Origin of the sequence: Paenibacillus sp. FSL R7-0333 (genome assembly GCF_038000365.1) — a bacterium.
GTDB lineage: Bacteria > Bacillota > Bacilli > Paenibacillales > Paenibacillaceae > Paenibacillus_AQ > Paenibacillus_AQ silagei.
Genome location: NZ_JBBOBZ010000001.1, coordinates 1,492,135 through 1,513,758, shown reverse-complemented (window position 1 = coordinate 1,513,758; position 21,624 = coordinate 1,492,135). Strand labels below are relative to the sequence as shown.

At 52.5% G+C, this 21,624-nt stretch carries 17 protein-coding genes; 8 read left to right on the top strand and 9 right to left on the bottom strand.

Annotated elements, in window-relative coordinates; all coding sequences use genetic code 11:
* Positions 1-3 precede the first annotated feature (3 nt).
* The 5 genes from MKY86_RS06300 to MKY86_RS06280 all read left to right on the top strand — a co-directional run bounded on the left by MKY86_RS06300 (position 4) and on the right by MKY86_RS06280 (position 2,950).
* The gene (locus tag MKY86_RS06300) at positions 4-582 is read left to right on the top strand and encodes a hypothetical protein (protein WP_076076435.1); all 579 of its coding nucleotides are present in this window, start codon (positions 4-6) and stop codon (positions 580-582) included.
* A 59-nt stretch (positions 583-641) separates the two neighbouring features.
* Positions 642-1,097, top strand: a complete 456-nt coding sequence (locus MKY86_RS06295; RefSeq protein ID WP_076076437.1) for a DinB family protein — start codon at positions 642-644, stop codon at positions 1,095-1,097.
* A gap of 38 nt (positions 1,098-1,135) precedes the next feature.
* Positions 1,136-1,588 carry a GNAT family N-acetyltransferase gene (locus MKY86_RS06290; RefSeq protein ID WP_076076440.1) on the top strand — a complete coding sequence of 151 codons (453 nt, stop codon included), beginning with the start codon at positions 1,136-1,138 and terminating at the stop codon, positions 1,586-1,588.
* A 74-nt stretch (positions 1,589-1,662) separates the two neighbouring features.
* Positions 1,663-2,592: a phosphotransferase enzyme family protein gene (locus MKY86_RS06285; RefSeq protein ID WP_076076443.1), complete on the top strand. Its 930-nt coding sequence runs from the start codon at positions 1,663-1,665 to the stop codon at positions 2,590-2,592.
* Positions 2,573-2,950: a hypothetical protein gene (locus MKY86_RS06280; RefSeq protein WP_340826648.1), complete on the top strand. Its 378-nt coding sequence runs from the start codon at positions 2,573-2,575 to the stop codon at positions 2,948-2,950. The genes MKY86_RS06285 and MKY86_RS06280 overlap by 20 nt, the downstream gene beginning before the upstream one ends.
* Positions 2,951-3,267: 317 nt before the next feature.
* Here the strand turns inward: MKY86_RS06280 and MKY86_RS06275 are convergent, their stop codons facing one another.
* Positions 3,268-4,407 carry a glycoside hydrolase family 88/105 protein gene (locus MKY86_RS06275; protein ID WP_076076445.1) on the bottom strand — a complete coding sequence of 380 codons (1,140 nt, stop codon included), beginning with the start codon at positions 4,405-4,407 and terminating at the stop codon, positions 3,268-3,270.
* Positions 4,408-4,423: 16 nt separating this feature from the next.
* Positions 4,424-7,558 carry an alpha-mannosidase gene (locus tag MKY86_RS06270; RefSeq protein WP_076076448.1) on the bottom strand — a complete coding sequence of 1,045 codons (3,135 nt, stop codon included), beginning with the start codon at positions 7,556-7,558 and terminating at the stop codon, positions 4,424-4,426.
* 182 nt (positions 7,559-7,740) lie between these two features.
* Here MKY86_RS06270 and MKY86_RS06265 point away from each other — a divergent pair, with 182 nt between their 5' ends.
* Positions 7,741-8,652 (top strand): helix-turn-helix transcriptional regulator, encoded by a 912-nt coding sequence (locus MKY86_RS06265; RefSeq protein WP_076076450.1) that lies wholly within the window; start codon positions 7,741-7,743, stop codon positions 8,650-8,652.
* 727 nt (positions 8,653-9,379) lie between these two features.
* Here MKY86_RS06265 and MKY86_RS06260 read toward each other — a convergent pair.
* The 3 genes from MKY86_RS06260 to MKY86_RS06250 all read right to left on the bottom strand — a co-directional run bounded on the left by MKY86_RS06260 (position 9,380) and on the right by MKY86_RS06250 (position 17,002).
* Positions 9,380-9,811, bottom strand: a complete 432-nt coding sequence (locus MKY86_RS06260; protein ID WP_076076453.1) for a hypothetical protein — start codon at positions 9,809-9,811, stop codon at positions 9,380-9,382.
* 1 nt (position 9,812) lies between these two features.
* Positions 9,813-14,027 (bottom strand): hypothetical protein, encoded by a 4,215-nt coding sequence (locus MKY86_RS06255; RefSeq protein ID WP_076076456.1) that lies wholly within the window; start codon positions 14,025-14,027, stop codon positions 9,813-9,815.
* 152 nt (positions 14,028-14,179) lie between these two features.
* The gene (locus MKY86_RS06250; protein ID WP_076076458.1) at positions 14,180-17,002 is read right to left on the bottom strand and encodes a glycoside hydrolase family 3 protein; all 2,823 of its coding nucleotides are present in this window, start codon (positions 17,000-17,002) and stop codon (positions 14,180-14,182) included.
* A 274-nt stretch (positions 17,003-17,276) separates the two neighbouring features.
* On the opposite strand from MKY86_RS06250, the gene MKY86_RS06245 reads away from it, so the two are divergent.
* Positions 17,277-18,488, top strand: a complete 1,212-nt coding sequence (locus tag MKY86_RS06245) for a sugar efflux transporter (protein WP_076076461.1) — start codon at positions 17,277-17,279, stop codon at positions 18,486-18,488.
* Between the two features lie 24 nt (positions 18,489-18,512).
* Here MKY86_RS06245 and MKY86_RS06240 read toward each other — a convergent pair whose 3' ends face one another.
* The 3 genes from MKY86_RS06240 to MKY86_RS06230 all read right to left on the bottom strand — a co-directional run bounded on the left by MKY86_RS06240 (position 18,513) and on the right by MKY86_RS06230 (position 20,688).
* Positions 18,513-19,211 (bottom strand): SDR family NAD(P)-dependent oxidoreductase, encoded by a 699-nt coding sequence (locus MKY86_RS06240; RefSeq protein ID WP_076076464.1) that lies wholly within the window; start codon positions 19,209-19,211, stop codon positions 18,513-18,515.
* 36 nt (positions 19,212-19,247) lie between these two features.
* On the bottom strand, positions 19,248-19,721 hold the full coding sequence (locus MKY86_RS06235; RefSeq protein WP_076076466.1) for a VOC family protein: 474 nt from the start codon (positions 19,719-19,721) through the stop codon (positions 19,248-19,250).
* A 139-nt stretch (positions 19,722-19,860) separates the two neighbouring features.
* A complete protein-coding gene (locus MKY86_RS06230; RefSeq protein WP_076076469.1) occupies positions 19,861-20,688 on the bottom strand; it encodes a metallophosphoesterase family protein in 828 nt (275 codons plus the stop codon).
* 230 nt (positions 20,689-20,918) lie between these two features.
* Between MKY86_RS06230 and MKY86_RS06225 the strand changes: the two genes are divergently transcribed.
* Entirely contained in the window at positions 20,919-21,209 is a 291-nt protein-coding gene (locus MKY86_RS06225) for a hypothetical protein (protein WP_076076471.1), read from the top strand.
* Between the two features lie 44 nt (positions 21,210-21,253).
* On the opposite strand, the gene MKY86_RS06220 is transcribed toward MKY86_RS06225, so the two are convergent.
* Positions 21,254-21,595 carry a hypothetical protein gene (locus MKY86_RS06220; protein ID WP_076076474.1) on the bottom strand — a complete coding sequence of 114 codons (342 nt, stop codon included), beginning with the start codon at positions 21,593-21,595 and terminating at the stop codon, positions 21,254-21,256.
* Positions 21,596-21,624: the final 29 nt, after the last annotated feature.

The following is a 21,624-nucleotide window of genomic DNA, read 5'->3' as shown; positions in this document are numbered from 1 at the left end:
CCGATGAATTTCAGATGTGAATGCGGACACCGAATCCACGACAATACGGATTATTTGCAGTATAAAGGATACTTCCTTGCGGACCAGGATCAGGATGATCTTATGGATGAGATTGACGATGCTATTGAGAAATCGGGTCCGACACCGCGGGATAAGGAAGAAGCTGCTATGAGGATTAGATCCTTAATCACTAGACTGTTCAAATCCGCTTACCAGTGCTCCAATTGCGGGAACCTCTTCATGGATCTTGGTCCTGCCGGACTGGAGATGTTCAGGGGAGTTGATCCTGTGAATAAGAATCTGTTACGGTCGGCTTTAGGGGAGCAGTGGCGGGGGCATGTATATGGAGAATGGAAGGACATCCTGCCTGAATGGCAAACTTCCCATGGCATCCTGTACAATGAGACCAATGTCAGCTGTCCAAGCGGAGAATCGGCGGGGAATGGACATTATAGCGATTGGGAAGCCTTGGAACGGGACTATTATCAGTTGTTTCATGAACTCAAGAACAGGAATGCTATACGTTACAGCCAATTGGAAAAGAACGGGACCCTAATTCATTCATGGAGCTTACCTAAATAGCTTTTCTGTATAGGCTGAATGAGTGGAAATAAGCTAAAAAACTCTAAGGAGGAACTCCAATGAAGACAATCCTGCGCATGATGGACCATCTGTACTGGGCGGACGGACGGATTTTGGATGCACTTGAAGCGAGTCACACGAAGGACGCGGAGCTGCTGAAGCTGGTGCGGCATGTGGCGGTGGCGGAGCAAGTCTGGCTGTCGCGCTTGCAGGGTAAGGGCAGCACACAATACGCATTATGGGAAGAAGCGGAAGACCTGACGACAATCCGGCAACTGTTCGAAGAGAATGCTGAGCAATACCGCAGCTATATCGGCAAGCTGGAAGAATCTGTGCTGGATCAGATGATTAGCTACAGCAGCCAAAATGGAACCTCGTTCCAGACCTCCGTCCGGGACATCCTGCTGCAGGTGCTTTTACATGGGCAATATCACCGGGGACAGATCAACCGGGCCCTTCGTATGGAATCGGCAGAGCCTGCCCCTGTTGACTACATCGCATTCTCAAGGCTTTAACCTCGCAACTATTAATGAACAAGGAGCGAATGCAAGAAATGGAGATCAGAGCATTACATACGGGTGAACAACCACCAACCGGATTACTCTTATTGGCGGACCCTTCCCCGAAGCTGGTTGAAGACTATGTGGCAAGAGGGCAATGCTTCGTTGCTGAGGCGGATCAACAAGTGGTCGGAGTCTATGTGTTACTGCCTACAAGACCGGAGACTGCCGAGCTGGTCAATATTGCAGTGAATGAGGAGTTCCAGGGGCAGGGAATCGGGAAGCAACTGGTGAATCACGCGATTCAGGAGGCTAAGCGGCTCAGATTCAAAACGCTGGAGATCGGCACAGGCAACTCTAGTATCGGCCAGCTTGCGTTGTATCAGAAATGCGGCTTCCGGATCACCGGGATAGACAGGGACTTTTTCATCAGACATTATAGTGAAGAAATCTATGAGAACGGGATGCAGGTGGTGGATATGATCCGACTGTCTCAAGATCTGTAAGTCATTCTCGGATACGGAACAGCTTCACCAATGTTAATGCAGTGCAGAAATTACCGCGGGAGGTAACGCATCTTATGCAAGCACAAATATTGCAATTCCTCAATAATACCTATCCGGTTCAACTCTCCAGTATGGAGGCCGTCACCAATGAAATGTACCGTTGCCACTCGGAGAAGGGGACATTCTTCGCCCGAATCACGAATTATAAGACCTATGAAGAACAATTAGCTGAAGTGAACTGGACTACTTATCTGTTCAATCGGGGCGTACGGGTGCCTGAGGTTATACCTACAATACAGGATTCAGTTGTCAGCACCCTGCTGATGAATGAAGAAGAGAAGTGCGTAGTCTTGTTCCAGGCAGCAGCCGGAATTCATTTGCCCCGGGCCAAATGGGACAAAACCATATTCAGAACCCTTGGACAGCAGATAGGCAGAATGCATCAGGTGAGCAAAGAATACCAGCACTCTGAAGCGGCCCAGCCGATTCCGCATTGGTATGATAACGATGAATATGATTTTCTCAAGTCTATTCCTGCAGAAGAGAGGGCCATACGGGATATTGCGAAGGATGTGCTCAAGCAGGTCCGCATGCTGCCGAAGGATGAGGCGAACTACGGCATCATCCACGGCGACCTGTGGCTGAACAATACGCTTGTGGACAGTGACTCTGCGCTGACGATGATTGACTGGCAGGATTGCGAGCGGCATTATTACGTCTATGATCTGGCGGTGTCTATCTACTCTGCCCTGGAGTTCTCGTTTGCGGGCGGACAGAACCTCATAGACTATAAGCGTGCGATAACTAAGGCAATCACGGACGGATATAAGGAAGAGCATTCCCTCTCCGCCGAGATGTCCAGACAGCTGCCGCTGTTTATGAGACTGAAAGAGCTGTTTGAGTACAACCTGATGCATATGTATTGGAACTTCGAGGAGCTCAGCGAGGAGCAGGTGCGCATTCTAAATCTGTACAGAAGCAAGATTGAGTATATGCATACGTGAGGTGAGTGAGGTGTATGACTATATCAGTATTCATTCTGCGGGCTACGCCAAGACTGTAAGGACGGAGGTACTGGAGCGGTTTTTTATTAGTACGATGAGGTTTGAAAAAATCGGTCCTCTATCTTTCTCCAAGGCGCTCCATGGAGCGCATATCGGGGTAAAGGGAATCTCCGCAAATTCGGATGGCAGTTATGCTTACTACACCCTGGAAGGGATTGAAGAGGTGAATCTGGTCGAGGTCATCCTGCCGGCAACTAAGATAGATGAGCCATTGGAGCGTGCGATAACCGGGTTGGTGATGGCCATTGTTGACGAATTCCATTGGTGTATCGATGAGGACCACGGTTTGGATTCTTGATGTGATCGGTTTTCCGATTACATTTGGCCACACGCTCTCGCCAACACCAATTGTGATCGGTTTTCCGATTACATTCGGCCACACACTCTCGCCAACACCAATTGTGATCGGTTTTCCGATTACATTCGGCCACACACTCTCGCCAACACCAATTGTGATCGGTTTTCCGATTACATTCGGCCGCACACTCTCACCAACACCAAATGTGTTCCCCCAACAATACGACAAGCGGCAGCCTCAGACGAATCATTCGTCCATGGCTGCCGCTTGTTCAATTCTTATCACTCAACCGCTTCGCCCCTGTCTAGACTCCCGCCTCAGCAGTAATGCAGCGCTTCACCCAGCGCGACCAGCGCCATCGCCTGGCCGTAGGCCATCGGGGCAATGATGATCCCTTTGTAGTCCTCCTTGGCTGCGCCGATGGGAGTACCGCCGGACACGCCGAGCACTGTGCCTTCGCCGTCAATTCTGTCCAGGATGGCACGGATTGCCTGCAGAGCCGGTTCGCTATAGGCCTCCGGGAGCAGTCCCCGGCGCACACCGTTCAGGATACCTGCGGCAATCGCAGCCGAACCCGAAGTCTCGGTATAGCTGCCGGGATCATCCAGCAGGGTATGCCATAATCCGTCCTCGCTCTGACATGCGAGCAGGGCTTCGGCCTGGGCCTGCAATGTCTGCTGGAGATAGTTGAAGACTCCGTCTGTCAGATAGGGCCGCATCAGCTCCAGATATTCCGGCAGACCGAGCGCGAACCAGCCGTTGCCGCGGCACCAGAAGGCTTCGCTGAAGTTGTGGCGCTCTGCAAAATGCCAGCCATGGAAGAAGAAGCCGTTTTTTTTGTCATACAGATATTTAATATGCAGCAGCAACTGATGCAGCGAGGTCTCGCGCCACTGCGGGTTGTCGTACTTCACACCCATTTTGGCAGTGAACAGAATCGCCATGAACAGCGTATCAATCCAGATCTCGTTCTCATGGAGCGAGACCTCATGCTTCTGAGTCCCCGTAGTCACATGCTGATAGCCTTGCTCCAGCGTCCGCGGCAGGCCGTGCATCAGCCATTCTATCCATTCGAGACTCAGCTCTCCGGCCTCTTCCAGCTCCATCAGCGAGAGCAGCGGGGCAGTCGTATTAATATTCCGGCTGGGTAGTCCCTTCTCCAGCTGCCGGGCCATCCACGGCTTGGTGTATTCCGCATAACGGCCGTCCCCGAAATGCCGGTCAAGCTTTTGCAGGCCATACAGCCCCACACCCTGCGGCCAATCCCACTCTTCCATCCCGAAGTCCCTGGCAAAATACCCCCGGCGTCCCGCGTCTTCCCCCAGGTTCTGCAATTCTGCTTCGTTATCCGGCCGGCCCAGCTTCAGCAGCTTATTCGTGACCAGGTCCAGCTTCTGCATAACCTCTTCCTTGCTCACACAGCTAACCGGCACCGCTTGCTTCTCTCCTGCTCCCATCCTAGCCTCTCTCCTCTCAGCTCTGCGCCCCGCGCAGCTTGATTCTGAACGTTCTGATCTCATACGGCTTCACCTGGAAGCTCAGCTCCTCTGCTTCCTGCCAGTCTCCCAGCGGCTCCTCCATCAGGTTGCATTCCTGCCAGGAGGCTATAGAGTAAGCACTGTCTACAGTTATCTGCGTCCGGGAACCGGCGTACTCATGCAGCCGCAGCACCACATCCTTGCCGTCCTCCGAACGTTTGATAGCATCCACTGTCACATGCTCACCATCAATATAGAGCAGCGGGGGCCCTTCCAGCTCACCTGCCACACTGCGAAGCGGATTATTCAGCTCCCACGCCTCCTGGACCACCCTGCCTTCGACGAAATCACCGGTATGCGGGTACAGGGCATACGTAAATTCATGGTGCCCCTGATCCTGCTGCGGATCGGGATGAACCGCCGATTTCAGCAGCGTCAGCCGGAGCACGCTGTCCTTGATGTCATATCCGTATTTGCAGTCATTCAGCAGCGCTATGCCATACCCCTTCTCGCTGATATCCGCCCACTGGTGGCCTACTGTTTCGAAGCGGGCGTAATCCCAGCTCGTATTCCAGTGTGTAGGACGCTTCACGTTACCGAACTGAATATCATAGGTAGCTTCCAGCGCATGAATATCCACCGGGAAAGCCACCTTCAGCAGCTGGTTATGTCCGTGCCAGTCGAGTTCTGTACGGAAGTCAATCCGCACGGTATCGCGGTAGAAGATGATATCCTGGGTAACCGCTGTGCGGTGATAGGTCCAGGTCAAGCGCAGCACCGCCCGCAGCGGGCCGTTCTCGGTCAGCTCACATCCGGTCAGCTGAGTGATCTCAGTCATCTTTTCCTGGTAGAAAATATCGATATCCCACGCTTCAAAATCCAGCGGCTTATCTTCGAACACCTGTAGCACATTCCCCCGCTGCCCTGGCGCCAGCAGCTCACGGCCGCTCTTCCGGTCGATCATTGAAGTGAAATGCCCCTGCTCATTCCACACCACTTCCACAAGCGGTGTGCTCAGCGTGTTGCCGGATACGGCTGCAAGCGGCGGAATCTGTGCGTCCTGGGTGGCTTCGCCTGCTTGTCCGTGTACTACCTTCAGCACCGCCGTGCCCAGTGCAGGCACAGACGGAACATAGACCAATACTTCCCCGTCTGCTGTCCGCTGCTGCCATAGCCGGTTCCCGTCAGCGTCATGAACCTGTGCAGAATCTGCAGCACCTACAGCAAGCAGCGCATAACGCGGGCGGTTCCAGTTCGAGCTGTTCATCAGCGTGAGCCTGCTGTCATCCTTTTCATGGACTACACCGTTAATCAGAGCAAGTGAGCGGGCTTCGCCTTCCGCATACTCAGCATCACTGTCCTCGTAGACCTCAGCGATTGACGAACCGGGGATGATGTCATGGAACTGGTTGCGCAGCAGAATCTCCCAGATCCCGGTCAGTTCAGCCGCAGGATAAGCAGTTTCAAGATTCCCCTGTCTTACTCCCGTCAGCGTATGCAGCCACTCAGCATCGCGCAGCAGCAGCTCCAGGCGGCGGTTATATTTCTTGTTGCGGGCTTGCGAGGTGTACGTGCCCCGGTGGCATTCGAAATACAGTTCACCGTTCCAGGTGTGTACGAACGCCTCCGCCTTCCCGATCCGTTCATGCAGTCCGGTGAAATACTCCCCGGCACTGCCCATCTCAATCTTCGGAATGCCCGGAAGCTTGTCGAAGCGCCGGCGAAGCTCCAGCATCTCCCGCGTCGGCCCGCCGCCTCCGTCACCCCAGCCGTATGCAAACATCAGGTGATCGTTGATCTCCTTATCCTGATAGGAATTCCAGATTCCGCGCAGCAGCCCTGCCGTCATCCGTCCGTTATATGTGTATTCAGCTCCATCCTTCTCGGAGGTCGTGATGAAATGCGTCAGCACCTCTGAGCCGTCCATCCCCCGCCACCAGAAGGTGTCATGCGGCATCCGGTTGAACTGATTCCAGCTGATTTTGGTCGTCATGAACGTGTCGATGCCCGATTTGCGCAGAATCTGCGGCAACGCCCAGCTGTATCCAAAGACATCCGGCAGCCACAGGTACTTGCTCTCTACGCCGAATTGTTCACGGAGATAGCGTTTGCCCAGCATAATCTGGCGGACCAGCGACTCACCGGACGGGATATTACAATCCGACTCCAGCCACATGGCTCCCTCTGCTTCCCAGCGTCCTTCCTTCACTTTCTCGGTGATTCGTCCGAACAACTCCGGATAATCCTGTTCCAGATATGCGTACAATTGAGGCTGCGTCTGCAGGAACTGGTACTCCGGGAACTCCTCCATCAGCCGCAGTACGGTGGAGAAGGAACGGGCTGTCTTTTCACGGGTAGCTTTAAGCCGCCACAGCCAGGCAACATCAATATGGGTATGGCCCACAGCTGTAAGCGTTACGTCAAAAGTCTGCGGCATCGCCTCTATCGCCTGATTCAGACTTGCGCCTGCCTGATATAGCGAAGCGGTATGCTCCGGTGAACCCGGCTCCGACCAGTCGATCAGACGGAAGGCTTCATTCAGCGCTCTTAACAGCCACTGCTTCTCCGGCTGGTCTCTGCCAAGGTAACGGAAGGTGTCGAGCGCCGCCTTCGACATATAGAACAGATCATCAATGCCCTCGTCCAGATAGCCGATGAACGCTTCGCTGAGCCGGTGCTCCTGAATTCTGGGCACTCCGCCGCCCTCAAGTCCCGACCAAAGCCGGAAGGACAGTTCTACCGTCTGTCCGCCCCATTCATCGCCAAAGATTACTTCTCTATGGTTGTTATCTACGCCCTGATAAGGCGATCCGTTCACGAACAGCAGCGATTCGAAGCCGGAGTTATTGAAGTCCCCTGTTTTGCCAAAATCAAATCTGCCGGCAATTTTAAAGCCTGCCTGACTAGGCGGCAGCACGATCTCTGTGCGCAGCCAGATGTAACGGTCCCGCCCGCGCCAATGCTCCTGAAGCCTGATGATGCCATCAAAGGACACCGACTCCGGGTACACACCGTTAGCCCCTTCCTCATCCTCAGCGAACGCGAACTCAGTAAGCTCCTGAACCTTAAGATATCTATACTTTTCCACTTCGGCCTGGCGTTTGATCAGCTTTTCTTCTGTGAATAACATCTCTATCACTCCCTGTATCCGCTTTCATATGGTCACTATAGCAAACCTTTCACTCCAAAAACTACCCTACTCTTGCTGTATTCCGACCGATTCATTGCATATTTTGCTTTTTTGAGCCTATAATATACAGGTGGAAACGGCTTGGACTTCTATAGTAAACGGCAACGGTGAGGAGAGAGGCTATGCTTGACAGCGACCTGTTATATGACCAAGGATATAGCATCCGAATTAATACCCCGGCTGATCCGCTCTTTTACTATTTCGACTACGATCAGCGATCTCACGACATCAATATGGAGTTTCAGCACGATCATGACTTTTATGAGATTCATATTCTTCTGGATTCCAGCGCTACTCATATTATTGAAGGCAATGTACATGCCCTGCAGCAATATGACATTGTTCTGCTTGCTCCGTACCGGCTGCATATGACCCAGTATCCCGCAGGCCCGCCGCATAAGCGGCTAATTATCAACTTCAACCTGCCCAGGAATATACCCGGATTTGAGACCGCTTACAATGCAATGCTGCAGCCATTCTCCGAGGAGGTTCCGATCTACCGGTTCACCGGAGGCCCGCGCAGTGCCGTGTTCGAGCCGCTCAATGCTATTTTCAACTGTTCCCGCAGCGCTTCACCGCTGAACCCTGTGCTGATTCACAGTCTGTTCCAGCAGTTTCTGTGCAGTCTGTCCCAGCAGAATGACAAGAATGCGTACGTGCTGGAAGAGATCGGCAATGCCATGATGCAAAAAATCTATTCAATCACCGCCCACATTCACAGCCATTACGGCAGTGAGTTGTCCTTGAATTCAATCTCCAAGGAATTCTATATCAGCCCTTATTATTTATCGCACCAGTTCAGAACCGTCACCGGCTTCACCTTGACCGGGTACATCCAGATGACCCGCGTCCGCAAAGCCCAGCAGCTCCTGCTCCATACCCGGCACAAGATCTCCGATATCGCCGGGCAATGCGGCTTCAACAGCTTCTCGCAGTTCAACCGCATCTTCAATAAGCAGAGCGGCATGTCCCCTTCCGCGTTCCGCAAGGCGCAGGGGTCGTCTGGCGGGGCTTCGTCTACGCTGTCGTATTGAGTGGAGCGCAAGAAAGAAAGCTATTCCAAAAAGCCGTGAAAGCGGCTGGTTGGGATAGCCTTTGTTTTGATGCAGGATCGGAGTTAGCTTGGGTGGACGCTGCGCGGAAGGGCTGTTGATCCAATTGCTGTGGTCTCTATCAACTCTTGTCTTGACCATCTAATTTGGCGGTATATGAAATCTCTCTCATGAAAGACGTTACAGCATGACAATTGTCCAGGTCATCCTCATCCAACATCGACCAATAATAAATAGTATTTTTATGAATACTAATATCTTGAAGAAGATGATATCTGATTAGCCTAGCCGAACTCTCCTCAGCCTTTCTTTCAACTATAGCATCATTGAATGATGAAATAATAATAATCATTAAAGCAAATTTTTCGTCTATGTTTAATTCGATATTTTCATAGGCGCATATGAATTCGGTTAATCTTGAAGAATCTGACACTTCATATTCCTAGTCTTGTGAGAATTCATCAGGAGAAGGTAAATTAATTTTCTTTACTAGACCCTCTATAGCACTCTTTGTAACATACTCTGGGTATACATGCTTCATGGTTATTGCTCCTTTTTACTATTGTCCTTTTTCTGAAGGATAAGGTGGCAACTATTTTATCAATTACCACCTTTAAATCAGCTTGCTTAACGCTCGGTTAGTGTTTCCGCCCGATACTCTGTCTTCATCTTGAGAAAACGAAGATAATAAAAAAACAAGTCAATCATACTACCATTTCCCTCTATTAAAGTCCTCATTATCTATCTCTTTAACGTACACCGAAATCCATAAAACAGTGTTTTCAACAGGGTCAGTCTCAATGTAAATTCCTTTAGGACTAAAATATACTTCTTCGAAATCATCGTATTCAAAACTTGGCTCTATTTGGAGTACCTCATCAATATGCATCCCTATATGAATCTTATCAAATAATAATCCTTTGTAACCTTTCAAAGCAGTTATCTTGAACAGCTTTCCATTTATCAAATTGAACCACAAATCTACAGAACCCTTAATTTCATATCTAACAAAGAATTTCACTAACAACGATGACTTTTCATCCATCTTATCAATTAATTCATAGAATTGACTTATATGACTATATAGTTTAAGTCCTCCAAGTCCGACCCATGGTATAATTAGTGAGCTATTGTCTATCACTTTATTTCCTCCTTGTAAAGATAATAGTTGCAGTTTCTGCACCGTCTGTTTTATACACATTTTCAGAACCATCGACAATTTTAATAATTCCCTGATCACTGGTGCTTATTTTAACGTATGGACTTTCACCGTGTCTGCCTCCACCAGGAGAAACCTGCATTTGTGTTATGTTCTTATCTCCTCCAGTATTTTGAATTTTGATGATTTTCGCACCCGATCTTGATTTTTTAGAAGCCTGAACTGTAACTTCGTATCCTGCATCTTCTAAGATCTTTGCAATTTCTTCAGCTGATTTTCCACTAAAAACCTTTGGATTTGACTTGAATGTTTCAATTGACGCCCGACCATTCTCAAATACAGTACTACCCGTCCCCTCAGACCCATCCTCATTGTTTTCCAGATACTGTTCAACCTCTCCGATCACAGGCGCGACAGTTTCAAGATCTGAATTTGCTAACTTGTCTCGTGGTGTTACTTCTATCTTGGTATTGAGTTCTTTTAATTGCTTGATTCGCTCGTGAATTTTAGATTCTTTATTTCCAACTTTAACCTTGTCTAAATTCCCTATCCGTGTCTTAAATCCTTCTATAATTTTGGGTACGGTTCGTTTATTCTCACTAGCCATCATTACCACATGCCCGCTGCCGCGTTTCTCGACCCAGAGCTGGTGGCTTTCTTTGCCGATTTTGAAGTTGACCAGCAGGCCGGCAATGGCGTTCTTGAGCTTCCCGGCACCCGCGGCTACGAGATTAACCCCTGATTTCAAAAGCTTCTTGCCGAAGGCTAACAGGCGGGTATGCACGCCTCCCTTGACAGTGCCGAGGAAGTCACCGGTGGTTTCATTTTTGGCAGCGCCCGCTTTTCCGCTGGCCTTGGGTTCTTCTTTTTTGCCTGAGCTGTTTTTCCCTGGACTGTCTTTGCCCGCACCGCCGGTGATCCCGGACAAATTAGCCAGCAGCTTCGTGCCGTTGCCGAAGACCTGATTGGTCTGCAACTGGGCTTCATCCACCAGTCCCGTTGCTCCTTCTGTGGCCTCGTCGATCAATCCGCCTATCTTATCTACAGGCCCCTGAAGCGGCTGAAGCATGCCCTGGACCGGGCTGGACGCTGCAATTTTGTTAATCAGCTTGTCCGCGAACGGAATATGCTGGCGGATCAGGTCAACCAGTGATTGGCCCGCCACGGCTTCAATTCCTTTGAATACAGCCTTAATCAGTGCTGACGGCGGATTGGTGATGATGAAATTCAGTACCATATCGACGCCTTTGTTAGCCAAGACGGACATAAGCTGAGCCGGTTTTCCGAGCAGCTGAACCTTTGCTTTAATGCCGCCGGCGGCTTCGGTTACCTTCTCACGAATCCCCTTGAACAAGCCTCCAGCCGCTTCCTTCAGCTTGCCTGCCCCCTCACTCAGGGCCTCGGCAGGGTTCTTCAATACCTCCAGACCCTGAACCATACCGGCATACACCATGCTGAACGGGTTGAACCACGACTTGCCCGAGATGTTGATCACCGGCAGAGCCTTATTAATCGCGCCTGCCACCTTGCCGACTGTCTTTTGAAGAATTTCGAACACGCCCTGAAGAAGCTGCAGCACCTTCATCAGTCCTTTTTCCTGGCTTCCGCCTTTCGGAGCCTTGCCCCCATCCTTGTCCCTCTCCTTGTCATCTCCCTGGCCCGTCTGTAGTGGCTTCAGCTCACCGAACAGCCCCTTGACCAGAAAGCCGCCCAAGCCCGCCGGATTCAAAAACTGCTTCAGATTCTGCACCTTAAAATTCCGCAGGGTGTTAACCACAGTCATGACCGTGTTCGCCTGACGCAGCAGCTTAGGGAGGGTCGAGGTCAGCCAAGTGGCGATCTGCACCAGGACACTTCCCCCGCCCGTAGCAAAAGCAGCCGCAACCTCCGCAGCAATCTGCGCAACCTCCAGCGCCTTGCCAAAATTAATTTTGAATTCACCACTCAAGAACTTCCCAATCCCCGATAATATGCCGTTATACAGCGACTGTACGCCAGCGAACAGCTTATCCACCGTTTTCCCCATGAAATCCAGGGCGGCGCTTACTCCCTTCTTCAGGAGAGCAGCAGCCGTATTCACAACTTGAACTGCCTTGTTCACCGCACGGTCGATCCAGCCGTTAATCTTCTTGGCAATGCCCGGGAAGCGGGCAAATAGGGTATTCGCAATTCCCTTCAGCACGTTCCCGAAGCCTTTGATCGCACTGACAATCAGCTTCCGGCCGGCTTCAATCAGCCCAACAACCGCTTGTTTAGCTTTATCGAAAATGGCTTTGACGGCCTTGCGCAGCTGTGTGAAAAGGAAATTCATCCCCTTTTGGATGGCCTCGCCAATCTGCTTGCCTTTTTGCTTGAGCCACTCCCAGGGATTGTTGGCCTTTTTCTTTTGTTCTCCTTCAGCCTCCCCTTCCTTTTGCTTCTCCTCTGCCTGGCTCTTCGTGTTCTTGTATTCCTTGCGGGAATCAGCTTCTGCAGCAGACAGCTTGCGCTTAACCTCGCCTTCCTTCTCATCCTTGATTCCCTTGATTTCCCGATTCTTCTCTGCTGCGGCTGTCCCCGCTTCGCGGTCGAATTCCCCGCTGGTGGCCTTGATCTCTTCCTGCCACTGCGTCCGGTATCCTAAGACCTCTGCCTTAGCCGCAGCCTGCTCAGTCTGCTGCTTTCCGGATGCCTCAGTCTTCAACCGTTCTATCTCTGCCTTGGTATCGCCCTCTGCAGCTGTGACTCCCGCGTCAAACGGTGCCTTTCCTTTCTGGTACTTCGCTTGACTATTCTCCATATGGACCTGAAGTTGAGCCGCCAGCTGCGGGTTAAGGTAGCCAGCTACATCGGGCGGAATTGAACCCGCGGGTTTCAGTTGAAAAGCTGGCGGCGCCACCGCGCGGATCGTATGCGCAGAACGCAGAATGCTCTTATCAGGCTTGGGCTGAATCCGGTTTTCTCCGAAATCCTGCCGGGTCTGCTCCAGCTCGGAAGCCTGTACAGTCTGCACATGCTGCTTGGCTTCTGTCTGAAAGCTCTCCACCTGGGATGGATCAGCTTCACCAGTGAGAGCAACCTCCGGCGGATTCGCCGCATACCTGCTTGCTTCCTCCATCATCTGATCCGGATCTGTCTCCTCGGTGACTTGAGGAAAGCTGTTCACTCCAGCTGACGTATCCCCGCCTTGCTTACCGCTCTGAAAAGCAGGCAGCTTGGCGGCGGGCAGCGGAGCTGCCGCTGTGCGCTTCATAGGATCAGCAGCCGGGCCGGGTGCGATGCCAGTGGGTGCCGCAATGACAGGCAGCGCCTTCTCTGCCTGCTGTCTTTGCTGCCCCAGCGCCTCACCGGAGACACCTACCGCCTGGTTGTACGCCTGAGTGATTTCAGCCGGAGCAACGCTGCTTAGCTGCCCGATTATGCCGCCCGGATTGCTGCCTTTAATATGAATAACCGGAGCTTTGACACCTGTTCTCCTGGCTTTCAGAAGCGAGGCAGAAGACTGTGGACTTGCTGCTGTAGACTTCTGTCCTGGCGTAGCTGGCTTGTCTGCAGACTTTTGCTCCTGCCCAACTGGCTTGTCTGCCGGCCTCTGCCTTGGCGCGGCTATTCTGGCAGAGGTCTTCTCCTCTGCCTCAGCGCCCATCTTAGCTTCCGGTTTGCGTTCCGGCTTCGCACTGGAGCTCACTTTCACCGGAGGCTTGAGTCCACCTTGTGACCGGGCATGGATGGCCGCCTCCGCTTTTCCAGTCTTCTCTGCCTGTGCTTGGACTACGACAGGCTTGACCTCTGACTTCCCTCCCCGCTTGGCTTCCGACTGTGAGGTTTTCCTGAAGGCATGGATGGCCCGGGCCGTATCCGGTTTTTCGATGATTGGTGGAGACTTGATTTCAGCCGTTTTTTTGGAGCCTAATTCAGGTAAGCTAGGTTTGTCTGCTTTCGCGCGGGTCTGTTCAGCCTGTTCAGACTTGGTTCGCTTGCCTTGGTCCAGCAGCATAAGCGCGCTCCGCAGGCCAATTACACCGCTGAGCAGATTGAACTCTCTGGAGCTTACAGTCTCCGGGGCTGTTCGAAGGCGGTGGGCCAGCTGGTTGAGCTCAAGCGGGGTTCGCAGCGGCGGCTTCAATGCCGCCTTGTCTGCGAGCGGGACTTGCACTGGTCTTCTGTGGGTCACGTTCTGCGGCTCTGCCGGTTTATGCACTGCAATCTTGCTTGGCATAGAAGGTCACTCCCTGATTATTCCGTATACAAGTAATGGTATTTTTAGGGACTGATTCACAGCCAGTTCAACAAAAAAGCTTCTGGACCGCCCAAAGGGCCATCCAGAAGCTTTTTTCACATCTATACAAAGGTCCCGCAATGCAAGAATACCTACACCGTAAACTGCACGCGGCTGAGCAGAACCTCACCCCTTAAGACAAGGTATACATCTGTGGTTCCGGCGTCCACATCCGCTATAGCGGACTCGCTGTGCCACTGCTGAACGCCGCCGGACGGAACCGCAAGCGTAGCCGCCAGCTTGCCGGACGGACTGCCGGTCCGGACTTCAACCATACCTCCCTGGACGGAGGATACAAGCAGCTCGACGCCCGCTGCACCCTCTGCAAACCGGACATTATGGAAGGCGATCCATGCCCCTTCCTTCACCGGATGCACCGCAGCGCCGCCAGCCTTGCATTCATCAAGGAAAACAGCTTCGTAATCATCGTAATTCTCAGCCTTCACCGGCGTATACAGATCACGTGGCGGAACGGTCTCGCCATGCAACCTGATTGTGGCTGACAGCCGGATATCTCCCGAGGAACGGCCTGCCATCAGCATGTATTCCCCATCCTCCACACAGTACTGTTCGCGGCTGACGTCCCAGAAGGAGAGTTCAGCGGCCGGTAAGGTGAATGTGACCGTCTGCTTGTGTCCGGCAGCCAGCCGGATTTTGTCGAACCTCTTCAGCTGCTTAAGCGGCCGTTTGATCCGGGTGGACAAGCACTGGACATACAGCTGGACTACCTCGTCACCGTCAACGCTGCCGCTGTTCTCAAGCTCTACGGTCAGACTGATATTACCGTCCTGCTGCACTTCCTCCGACGCCAGCGACAGCTTGTTATAATTCACCTGCGCATAGCTCAGACCGTGACCGAACGGATAGAGCGGCTCACCGTCGAAGTACATGTAGGTTCTCTTGCCTTTGATAATATCGTAGTCCATGAATTCAGGCAGCTGGCTGACGCTGCGGTACCAGGTCATATTCAGCTTGCCGGACGGGCTGTAATCGCCGAACAGGACATCTGCGACTGCATGGCCCAGCTCCTGTCCGCTGTGCGAGGTGTACAGCACGGCCGGAATATGCTCGTCGATCCAGGTGGAGGAAATCGGATAGCTGCCGACGATCACTACGACGGTGTTCGGGTTGGCGGCATAGACAGCCTTGACCAGATTCTCCTGCTCTGCGGGCAGTACGATATCCGGCCGGTCAATCTCCTCCTTGCCGTTCAAGAGCGGATGGTTACCGACGAATACAACGGCAACCTCAGCGGCCCGGGCCGCTTCCGCCGCTGCTTCTACGCCGTTCACGACAACTTTCTTATGGAATTGGGCTGCTTCGGCAGACGTTTCTTCTTCAGCAGCGCGAATGGTTCCGTCCTCAGCACTGATAACGAGCGGCTGATTGTTCCAGGTCCGCAAGCTGACGGTGTCTTCCCCCTCCGGGACCAGATTCAGCGATTCCTTCACATACCAGCCATAGATTTCATCCGCGGAAGCGGTCAGTGTGCCGGCATCTGTCAGGGTAACATATTGTCCCCTGCTGGCAGATTCAAGGGTATGAGCGGTCCAGCCCCACGCCGTATGGCGGAACATCTCTCCCCGCTCCGGCTGATCATGCAGCACTGCGAGCCGTCCGTCCTCGCCCGTGATGCCCACTGCTTGTCCGCTGGCAGCGGAGGTCAGAATGATCCGGTCATCCCCGCTCTCGAAGGTGACCTGCTTGCCTGCCAGCTTCTTGATGATTCCCTGCAAAGGGGTCACCGCATATGGCAGCGTACCGGAATACCAGTCTCTGAACGCTTCGTCCCCCAGCGTGCCGATCACAGCGACCTTGGACAACGAGGCTGCATTCAGCGGAAGGGCAGCGTTGTCGTTCTTCAGCAGCACTATGGATTCCTTCGCGGCTTCGAGTGACAGCTCGCCATGCGCTTTGCTGAGAATGGCTGAGTCGTCTATCTTCGTATACGGATTACCTTCCTCCGGGTCGAACTCACCGAGCCGGAAGCGGACGCGGAAGGTGTTCGCCAGCGCGCGGTCCAGATCCGCCTCGGTCAGCAGTCCTTCACGGAGCGCCTCGTGAATAACCTTAATGGTCTCCTCCGTCTCTTCGGTCACACTGTCAATGCCATTCTTGATGGATTCCGCCATGGACTGGGCGAAGGAATCATAATACTTATGGTCCTTCACAATCCCGAACAGGTCTCCGGCATCGCTGACAATGAAGCCGTCCATCTCCCATTCGCCCTTCACAATCTCCATCACTGCCGGATGGAGGATAACCGGCACGCCGTTCACCGAATTGTAGGCGGTCATCATGGATTGTGCGCCGCCTTCCTTGAAGGCAGGCTTGAACGCTTCCAGATAATATTCGCGCATATTGCGCGGGTCAATGCTGGACGAAGCCACGCCCCGGTCGATCTCATTATTGTTCCCGAGGAAATGCTTCAGGGTCGCTACCGCTTTCAAATACACCGGATGATCTCCTTGAATTCCCTGGACAAGCGCTGTACTCAGCCGGCCAGTCAGCTCAGGGTCTTCCCCGTAGGCTTCCTCTGTTCTCCCCCAGCGCGGGTCCCGTTCCATATCCACAGTCGGTGCCCAGAGAGTCAAGCCGTTAATAGTGGGATTCTTGCGGTAAAAGGCTCTGGCCTCATCCCCGATCGCCGAGCCGATTCTCTGCAGCAGCGCCGGGTTCCAGGTACAGGCGAGGCCGCTTGGCTGCGGGTACGAGGTGGCTTTGCCCAGCCAGGAGATCCCGTGCGCGCCCTCCGTCCCATGCTTGTAACCGCCTACACCCAGCCGTTCAATGGCAGCCTGATATTGCGGCATCAGACTGACCTTCTCCGCCAGCGTCAGCCGGGAGAGCAGATCCTGAACACGTTCATCTAATGGCAATTCATTTTGTCTAAAAGGATACGTAGCAGCGTCCATATGTAATCTCTCCTTCATTCTTCATGATAACGGTTTCATCTCCAGCCAAACCGAGCATCCTCTTCCGTCCGCACAGCCCGGCTGTCCTATCCTCTTCCATCTTAGAAGATTCTCCCTGACAATAACACCTGAACAATTGGCCCAAAAATCAGTTCATTATTAGGGATTCCGTATGGTATAGATGCTAATCAGACACATCATATCCTATTGACGTTATACTATAGATAAATCGAAGTTAAGACTAAACAATGCTGAAAGGAAGTTCACACACTCTATGCTCAAAAGAACCTATGCTCTGCTCCTCATTCCAAGCTATCCTATATTCCTGCTCTGCATGCTGTTCCAGGGAATGGCTATCTCTATCAGCGCTCCGTTCCTGGCGGTCTACTTCACAGAAGAACTCGGCGTAACCGCCGGAACCTTCGGAATATTTACAGCGGTGACGCTGCTTAGCGGGGTAGCCTTAAGCATGTTCATTGCCAAACGCTCCGACGCCGGACTGAACCGCCGCAGGCTGATGGTGATCTGTATGATGTTCAACGCGCTTGCTTTTGCCGGATACATATTCATCCATGACTTCTACCCGCTGCTGGCCTATATGACAATATTCACCGCAGCCGGCGCCCCGGCGATGCCGCAATTATTCGCCAGTGCCAGAGAAGCTGTGAGCGCCAGCAGCTCTCCTGATCATGCCTTGGCTAACTCGGCCCTGCGCTCGATGTTCTCCCTGGGCTTCATCAGCGGTCCGCTGGTTGGAGCCGCGCTCCTGAGCCGCTTCGGATTTCAGGGGATTTTCTCAACGACGACACTGATCTTCCTGATCAATGCCCTACTGGTGTTCAGCTTCGTACGGCCTCCAGCCGCTAAGCAGCAGATCCACAGGCGTATCCAGCAGCCGTCCGGGCTGCAACGGAATGCCAGGGTACTGGTTCCTTTTCTCATCCTGACCCTGCTCTATACCGGACACTGGGCCAATAATCTGAATATCTCCTTGTTCATTGTCAATACGCTGGGAGGCACTACACAGAATGTTGCTTCGGTAGCCAGTATCTGTGCGTTAATGGAAATTCCGTTCATGCTGGTGCTGGGGCTGCTGTCAGCCAAATACGACAGCAAAGTTCTGCTGGGCTGGGGCATGGTAATGGGAGGAATCTATTATGCGCTGGTGATCGGAGTAGGTGAGCTGTGGCAGCTCATCGCCGGACAGGTGCTGCTGGCTTTTTTTGTCGCTGTGATCTCTGCAATTGGCATCAGCTATATTCAGGATCTGCTGCCGGACCTTCCCGGCTATGCCTCCACGCTGTACACCAATGCTACAACCATCGGCAGACTGGCCGGAAGCCTGGCGGGAGGAGCCGCAGCCCAGTGGTTAGGATACCGCCATTCCTACCTGCTCTGCGTAGTTCTGGTAGTCTGCTCCCTGGGACTGCTCCTCTGGCCCCGCCGCTCTCCGGACGAGAAAATTACAACTCCACTCTCCTCTTAACAGGTGAAGTGCTGTGCATACTAGCTAGATATCCATATCCTTACCCGTGTAATCCACGAATCTGAAATGGCCGGACGGCTCGGCTCTCTGCCCGATCAGGTCCAGAATCCCTTCGGCACTGGTGCGCGGGTGAAGCGGTGCCTTAGCTCCCCCCATATCGGTAGGCATCCAGCCGGGATGGACGCTGAGCACATGGATGCCGCGGTCCTTCAGCGTGACATGGAGCTTCTGCGTGAACATATTGAGCGCGGTCTTGGAGATCGTATACGGATAGCTGCCCGGGTAAGCATTGGTGATACTGCCTGCCTCTGATGAGATATTGATGATCGAAGCATCCGGCCCTGTCAGTAGAGGCAGAAGGTGCTTGACCACCCGCATCGGCCCGTACAGATTGATGTCCATGGCATGCTGCATCTCTTCCATATCCAGCTCTTCAAGCGGGGTGTCCGTGGCATTCAGCACTGCGGCATTATTGATGATGACGCCGAGTGTCCGGGCCTGCTCTGTCAGGCTGGCGGCAAGTGCTGCTATTCCGGCCTCGTCCGTCACATCAAGCGTCACTAGAGTCAGCTTATCCCCGTGTACTGCCGCCAGATCAGCTAAGGCTGCCTGCCCGCGCGTCAGATCCCGCACCCCGGCAATAACAGCATGTCCACGCTCCAGCGCAGCCGCCGCCAGCTCAAGGCCCAGTCCGCGTCCCGCCCCTGTAATCAGAATATTCATTGTATAATTCCTCCCGTCAGAATTCTATTTATATTACTAATCCTTATTATTACTGTTATCGTTGTCATTCTCCAGCAGTTCCAGCACTACCTTCAATTCCTTGAACGTATCCAAGTAGGCATACCGTCCGCCGGTATACTCGCCCTTCTGCTGGAGCGGGAATCCCTTGCCTTCGAGCAGCATGATCTTGTCCTTCATGCCTTCGACCACGAACGCAATATGGTGAACCCCTTCCCCGTGCTCATTCAGGTAATCCCGCCAGGTGCTCGGCTGATGGTCCGGTTCAATCAGTTCCAGTTGCAGAGAACCCATGTCGAAAAAAGCCAGCTTCGCCCTCGACCCTGTCCCTCCGCCGTTATACTCCGTCCGGGCAATGTCTGCCGTGTCCGTGATGCTGATCTGAGGCTTGTCCAGTCCGAAAAAGTCTGCATACGCCTGACTCACCTTCTCGATATCGTGAACCAGAATCCCAATCTGTGTCATGAAGTGATTTCCAAGTAATCCTGACATTCTGTTCTGCCTCCTTTATCTCCTGACCAGACAACCATACCCAACCTGTGAAAGGGCTGTCAAGTTCTCATAAGGCAGCAAAAGACAAAAGAGAATGTCCTTAAAGACATTCTCCTCAGTTATGCTCCGTCTAATAAGCTTAGTGCGCAATAAAAGCCTCGACTTTATAGCCTGATCCGCTGCTGGTTAATGTGGCGTTATAATAGCCCATATTCCCGCCGGGCTTGCATTTGTAGTCCCCGGAGCAGCCGGTGACGAAGAATTTGGTCTTCGTGTACCCCGGATAGATGTTATTCAGCTTCCGGTAGAATTTGTGACCATGATGTGTGAAGATCGCCAGCACCTTCTCTGTGGCTTTTGCCGGGATGGCTGTGAAGAACTTGGAGGTCTCGGCCGCACTGAGCACATGGCTGGAATCCACCGTAATGCCCTGTACCCGGAGCGGCCAGTGGAAATCAATAATATAGAAATACCTGTCATCCAGATTACGCAGCAGATTGAGGCTGGCCGGCGTGAACTGGCCCAGTGCGCAATCCAGCCATACATATCTCACCTTGCCCTGCGTTCCCGGGAAATTCATCTGTCCGGACACCGCCCCCAAGTATTGAGTGAACAACGACCGTGTGCTGGCCTCCCAATTTCCAATAGAAGCCTTATAAGGGATGCTTCCCAGCGTACTGGTAACGGTGTCCTTGAATTCCTTATAGTACGTCCCGGCGTTATTCCCGTGATCCGCCCCCGCTTGGGTGTTATCTCCCCCGAAGATGATAAACCGTTTGTTCCCGCTGCTCACTGCCTTAGGCAAAAGACTCTTAAAGATGCTCAAGCTGTTACTATATCCCACATGACTGTCACCAAACACCGCAAATTCAACTGTCTGCACCTTGATTCTGCGCTTCACTCCGGGTACAGCCTGCCGCTTGGCGCGAAGCACCCGCTTCCGTGCCGGTCTTGCCTGTCTCTTCATCTCGCACCACCCCACCTCATCAAAAATAGCTTCAGAATACATAGTAGTCTCTACTATTTATATGCGGGAGGAATTGGCTGCTCTTGGACCTGTGAATCCAGATTAGAGCCTTCAGGAAATCAGGCGAAGCGCCTCAGCTGGACGTTCTAGTTCACCCTCGCATATACGTAGCGCTTATAGTACAATGATATCCTGACTGCTTATTATTAAGAAAAGTAAGAGGTGCCCGAATGGCTATTAATTTCACAAGACCGGTGCTGGATCGTTTAAACCAGGAGATCGCAGAGATGGAAGCCGGTATGACAGAGCTGCAGAAGAAGACCCGCAAGACCAAGCTCAAGATCAACCAGCTGGAAAAAGACTGTAAGATTAGCTCATCCCCAAGCTCCCTCAGCAGTAAAATGAGCCGCATTACCAAGCTGCAGGCCGAACTCAAAAAAATCTCCCAGCAGCAGTTAGAGCTGTCCAAGGAGATTAACAAAAAGAAAACGCTGCGCGCCCAGCTGCCTTCTGCGGAGTAATCCCAGACTGCTGTTCCGGCTACTTCCAATGCAAGCGGCTGCTTTTATCTTGAAGGGCTTAGCCGGGCACGCATCCAGATTAACAAATAAATTACGCATAAGAACATCCAAAAGCCATTAGCGAATATACTCTGCTCCAGAATTATGGACAAAAGGATATGGTATGCGCAAGTGAATATCAGCAGTGATACTAACGCTACCGTCATCGTTCTGCCGGATACCTGCTTCGGAGAACTGATTTTGGAAAGAAAATAAGCAGCGGCTACCGCTACAGTGATCGATAATACGATTCTCAGCGTCTGATTCTCCAGCACATCGTGCAAGGTAATAATTAGCGCCAGCATAAGAAAACCCGCGATGACCTGCAACTTGCCTCTGGTCTTCATTTAATCCCTCCTGGATACATGATTAAATC

Excerpts from the sequence above, each read along its gene's own strand:
- MKY86_RS06285 (WP_076076443.1), top strand. The coding sequence starts at position 1,663 with ATGCAAGCACAAATATTGCAATTCCTCAATAATACCTATCCGGTTCAA.
- MKY86_RS06235 (WP_076076466.1), bottom strand. The coding sequence starts at position 19,721 with ATGTCAGGATTACTTGGAAATCACTTCATGACACAGATTGGGATTCTG.
- MKY86_RS06275 (WP_076076445.1), bottom strand. The coding sequence starts at position 4,407 with ATGGGAGCAGGAGAGAAGCAAGCGGTGCCGGTTAGCTGTGTGAGCAAG.
- MKY86_RS06225 (WP_076076471.1), top strand. The coding sequence starts at position 20,919 with ATGGCTATTAATTTCACAAGACCGGTGCTGGATCGTTTAAACCAGGAG.
- MKY86_RS06290 (WP_076076440.1), top strand. The coding sequence starts at position 1,136 with ATGGAGATCAGAGCATTACATACGGGTGAACAACCACCAACCGGATTA.
- MKY86_RS06300 (WP_076076435.1), top strand. The coding sequence starts at position 4 with ATGAATTTCAGATGTGAATGCGGACACCGAATCCACGACAATACGGAT.
- MKY86_RS06270 (WP_076076448.1), bottom strand. The coding sequence starts at position 7,558 with ATGTTATTCACAGAAGAAAAGCTGATCAAACGCCAGGCCGAAGTGGAA.
- MKY86_RS06295 (WP_076076437.1), top strand. The coding sequence starts at position 642 with ATGAAGACAATCCTGCGCATGATGGACCATCTGTACTGGGCGGACGGA.
- MKY86_RS06265 (WP_076076450.1), top strand. The coding sequence starts at position 7,741 with ATGCTTGACAGCGACCTGTTATATGACCAAGGATATAGCATCCGAATT.
- MKY86_RS06220 (WP_076076474.1), bottom strand. The coding sequence starts at position 21,595 with ATGAAGACCAGAGGCAAGTTGCAGGTCATCGCGGGTTTTCTTATGCTG.
- MKY86_RS06250 (WP_076076458.1), bottom strand. The coding sequence starts at position 17,002 with ATGGACGCTGCTACGTATCCTTTTAGACAAAATGAATTGCCATTAGAT.
- MKY86_RS06230 (WP_076076469.1), bottom strand. The coding sequence starts at position 20,688 with ATGAAGAGACAGGCAAGACCGGCACGGAAGCGGGTGCTTCGCGCCAAG.
- MKY86_RS06245 (WP_076076461.1), top strand. The coding sequence starts at position 17,277 with ATGCTCAAAAGAACCTATGCTCTGCTCCTCATTCCAAGCTATCCTATA.
- MKY86_RS06240 (WP_076076464.1), bottom strand. The coding sequence starts at position 19,211 with ATGAATATTCTGATTACAGGGGCGGGACGCGGACTGGGCCTTGAGCTG.
- MKY86_RS06255 (WP_076076456.1), bottom strand. The coding sequence starts at position 14,027 with ATGCCAAGCAAGATTGCAGTGCATAAACCGGCAGAGCCGCAGAACGTG.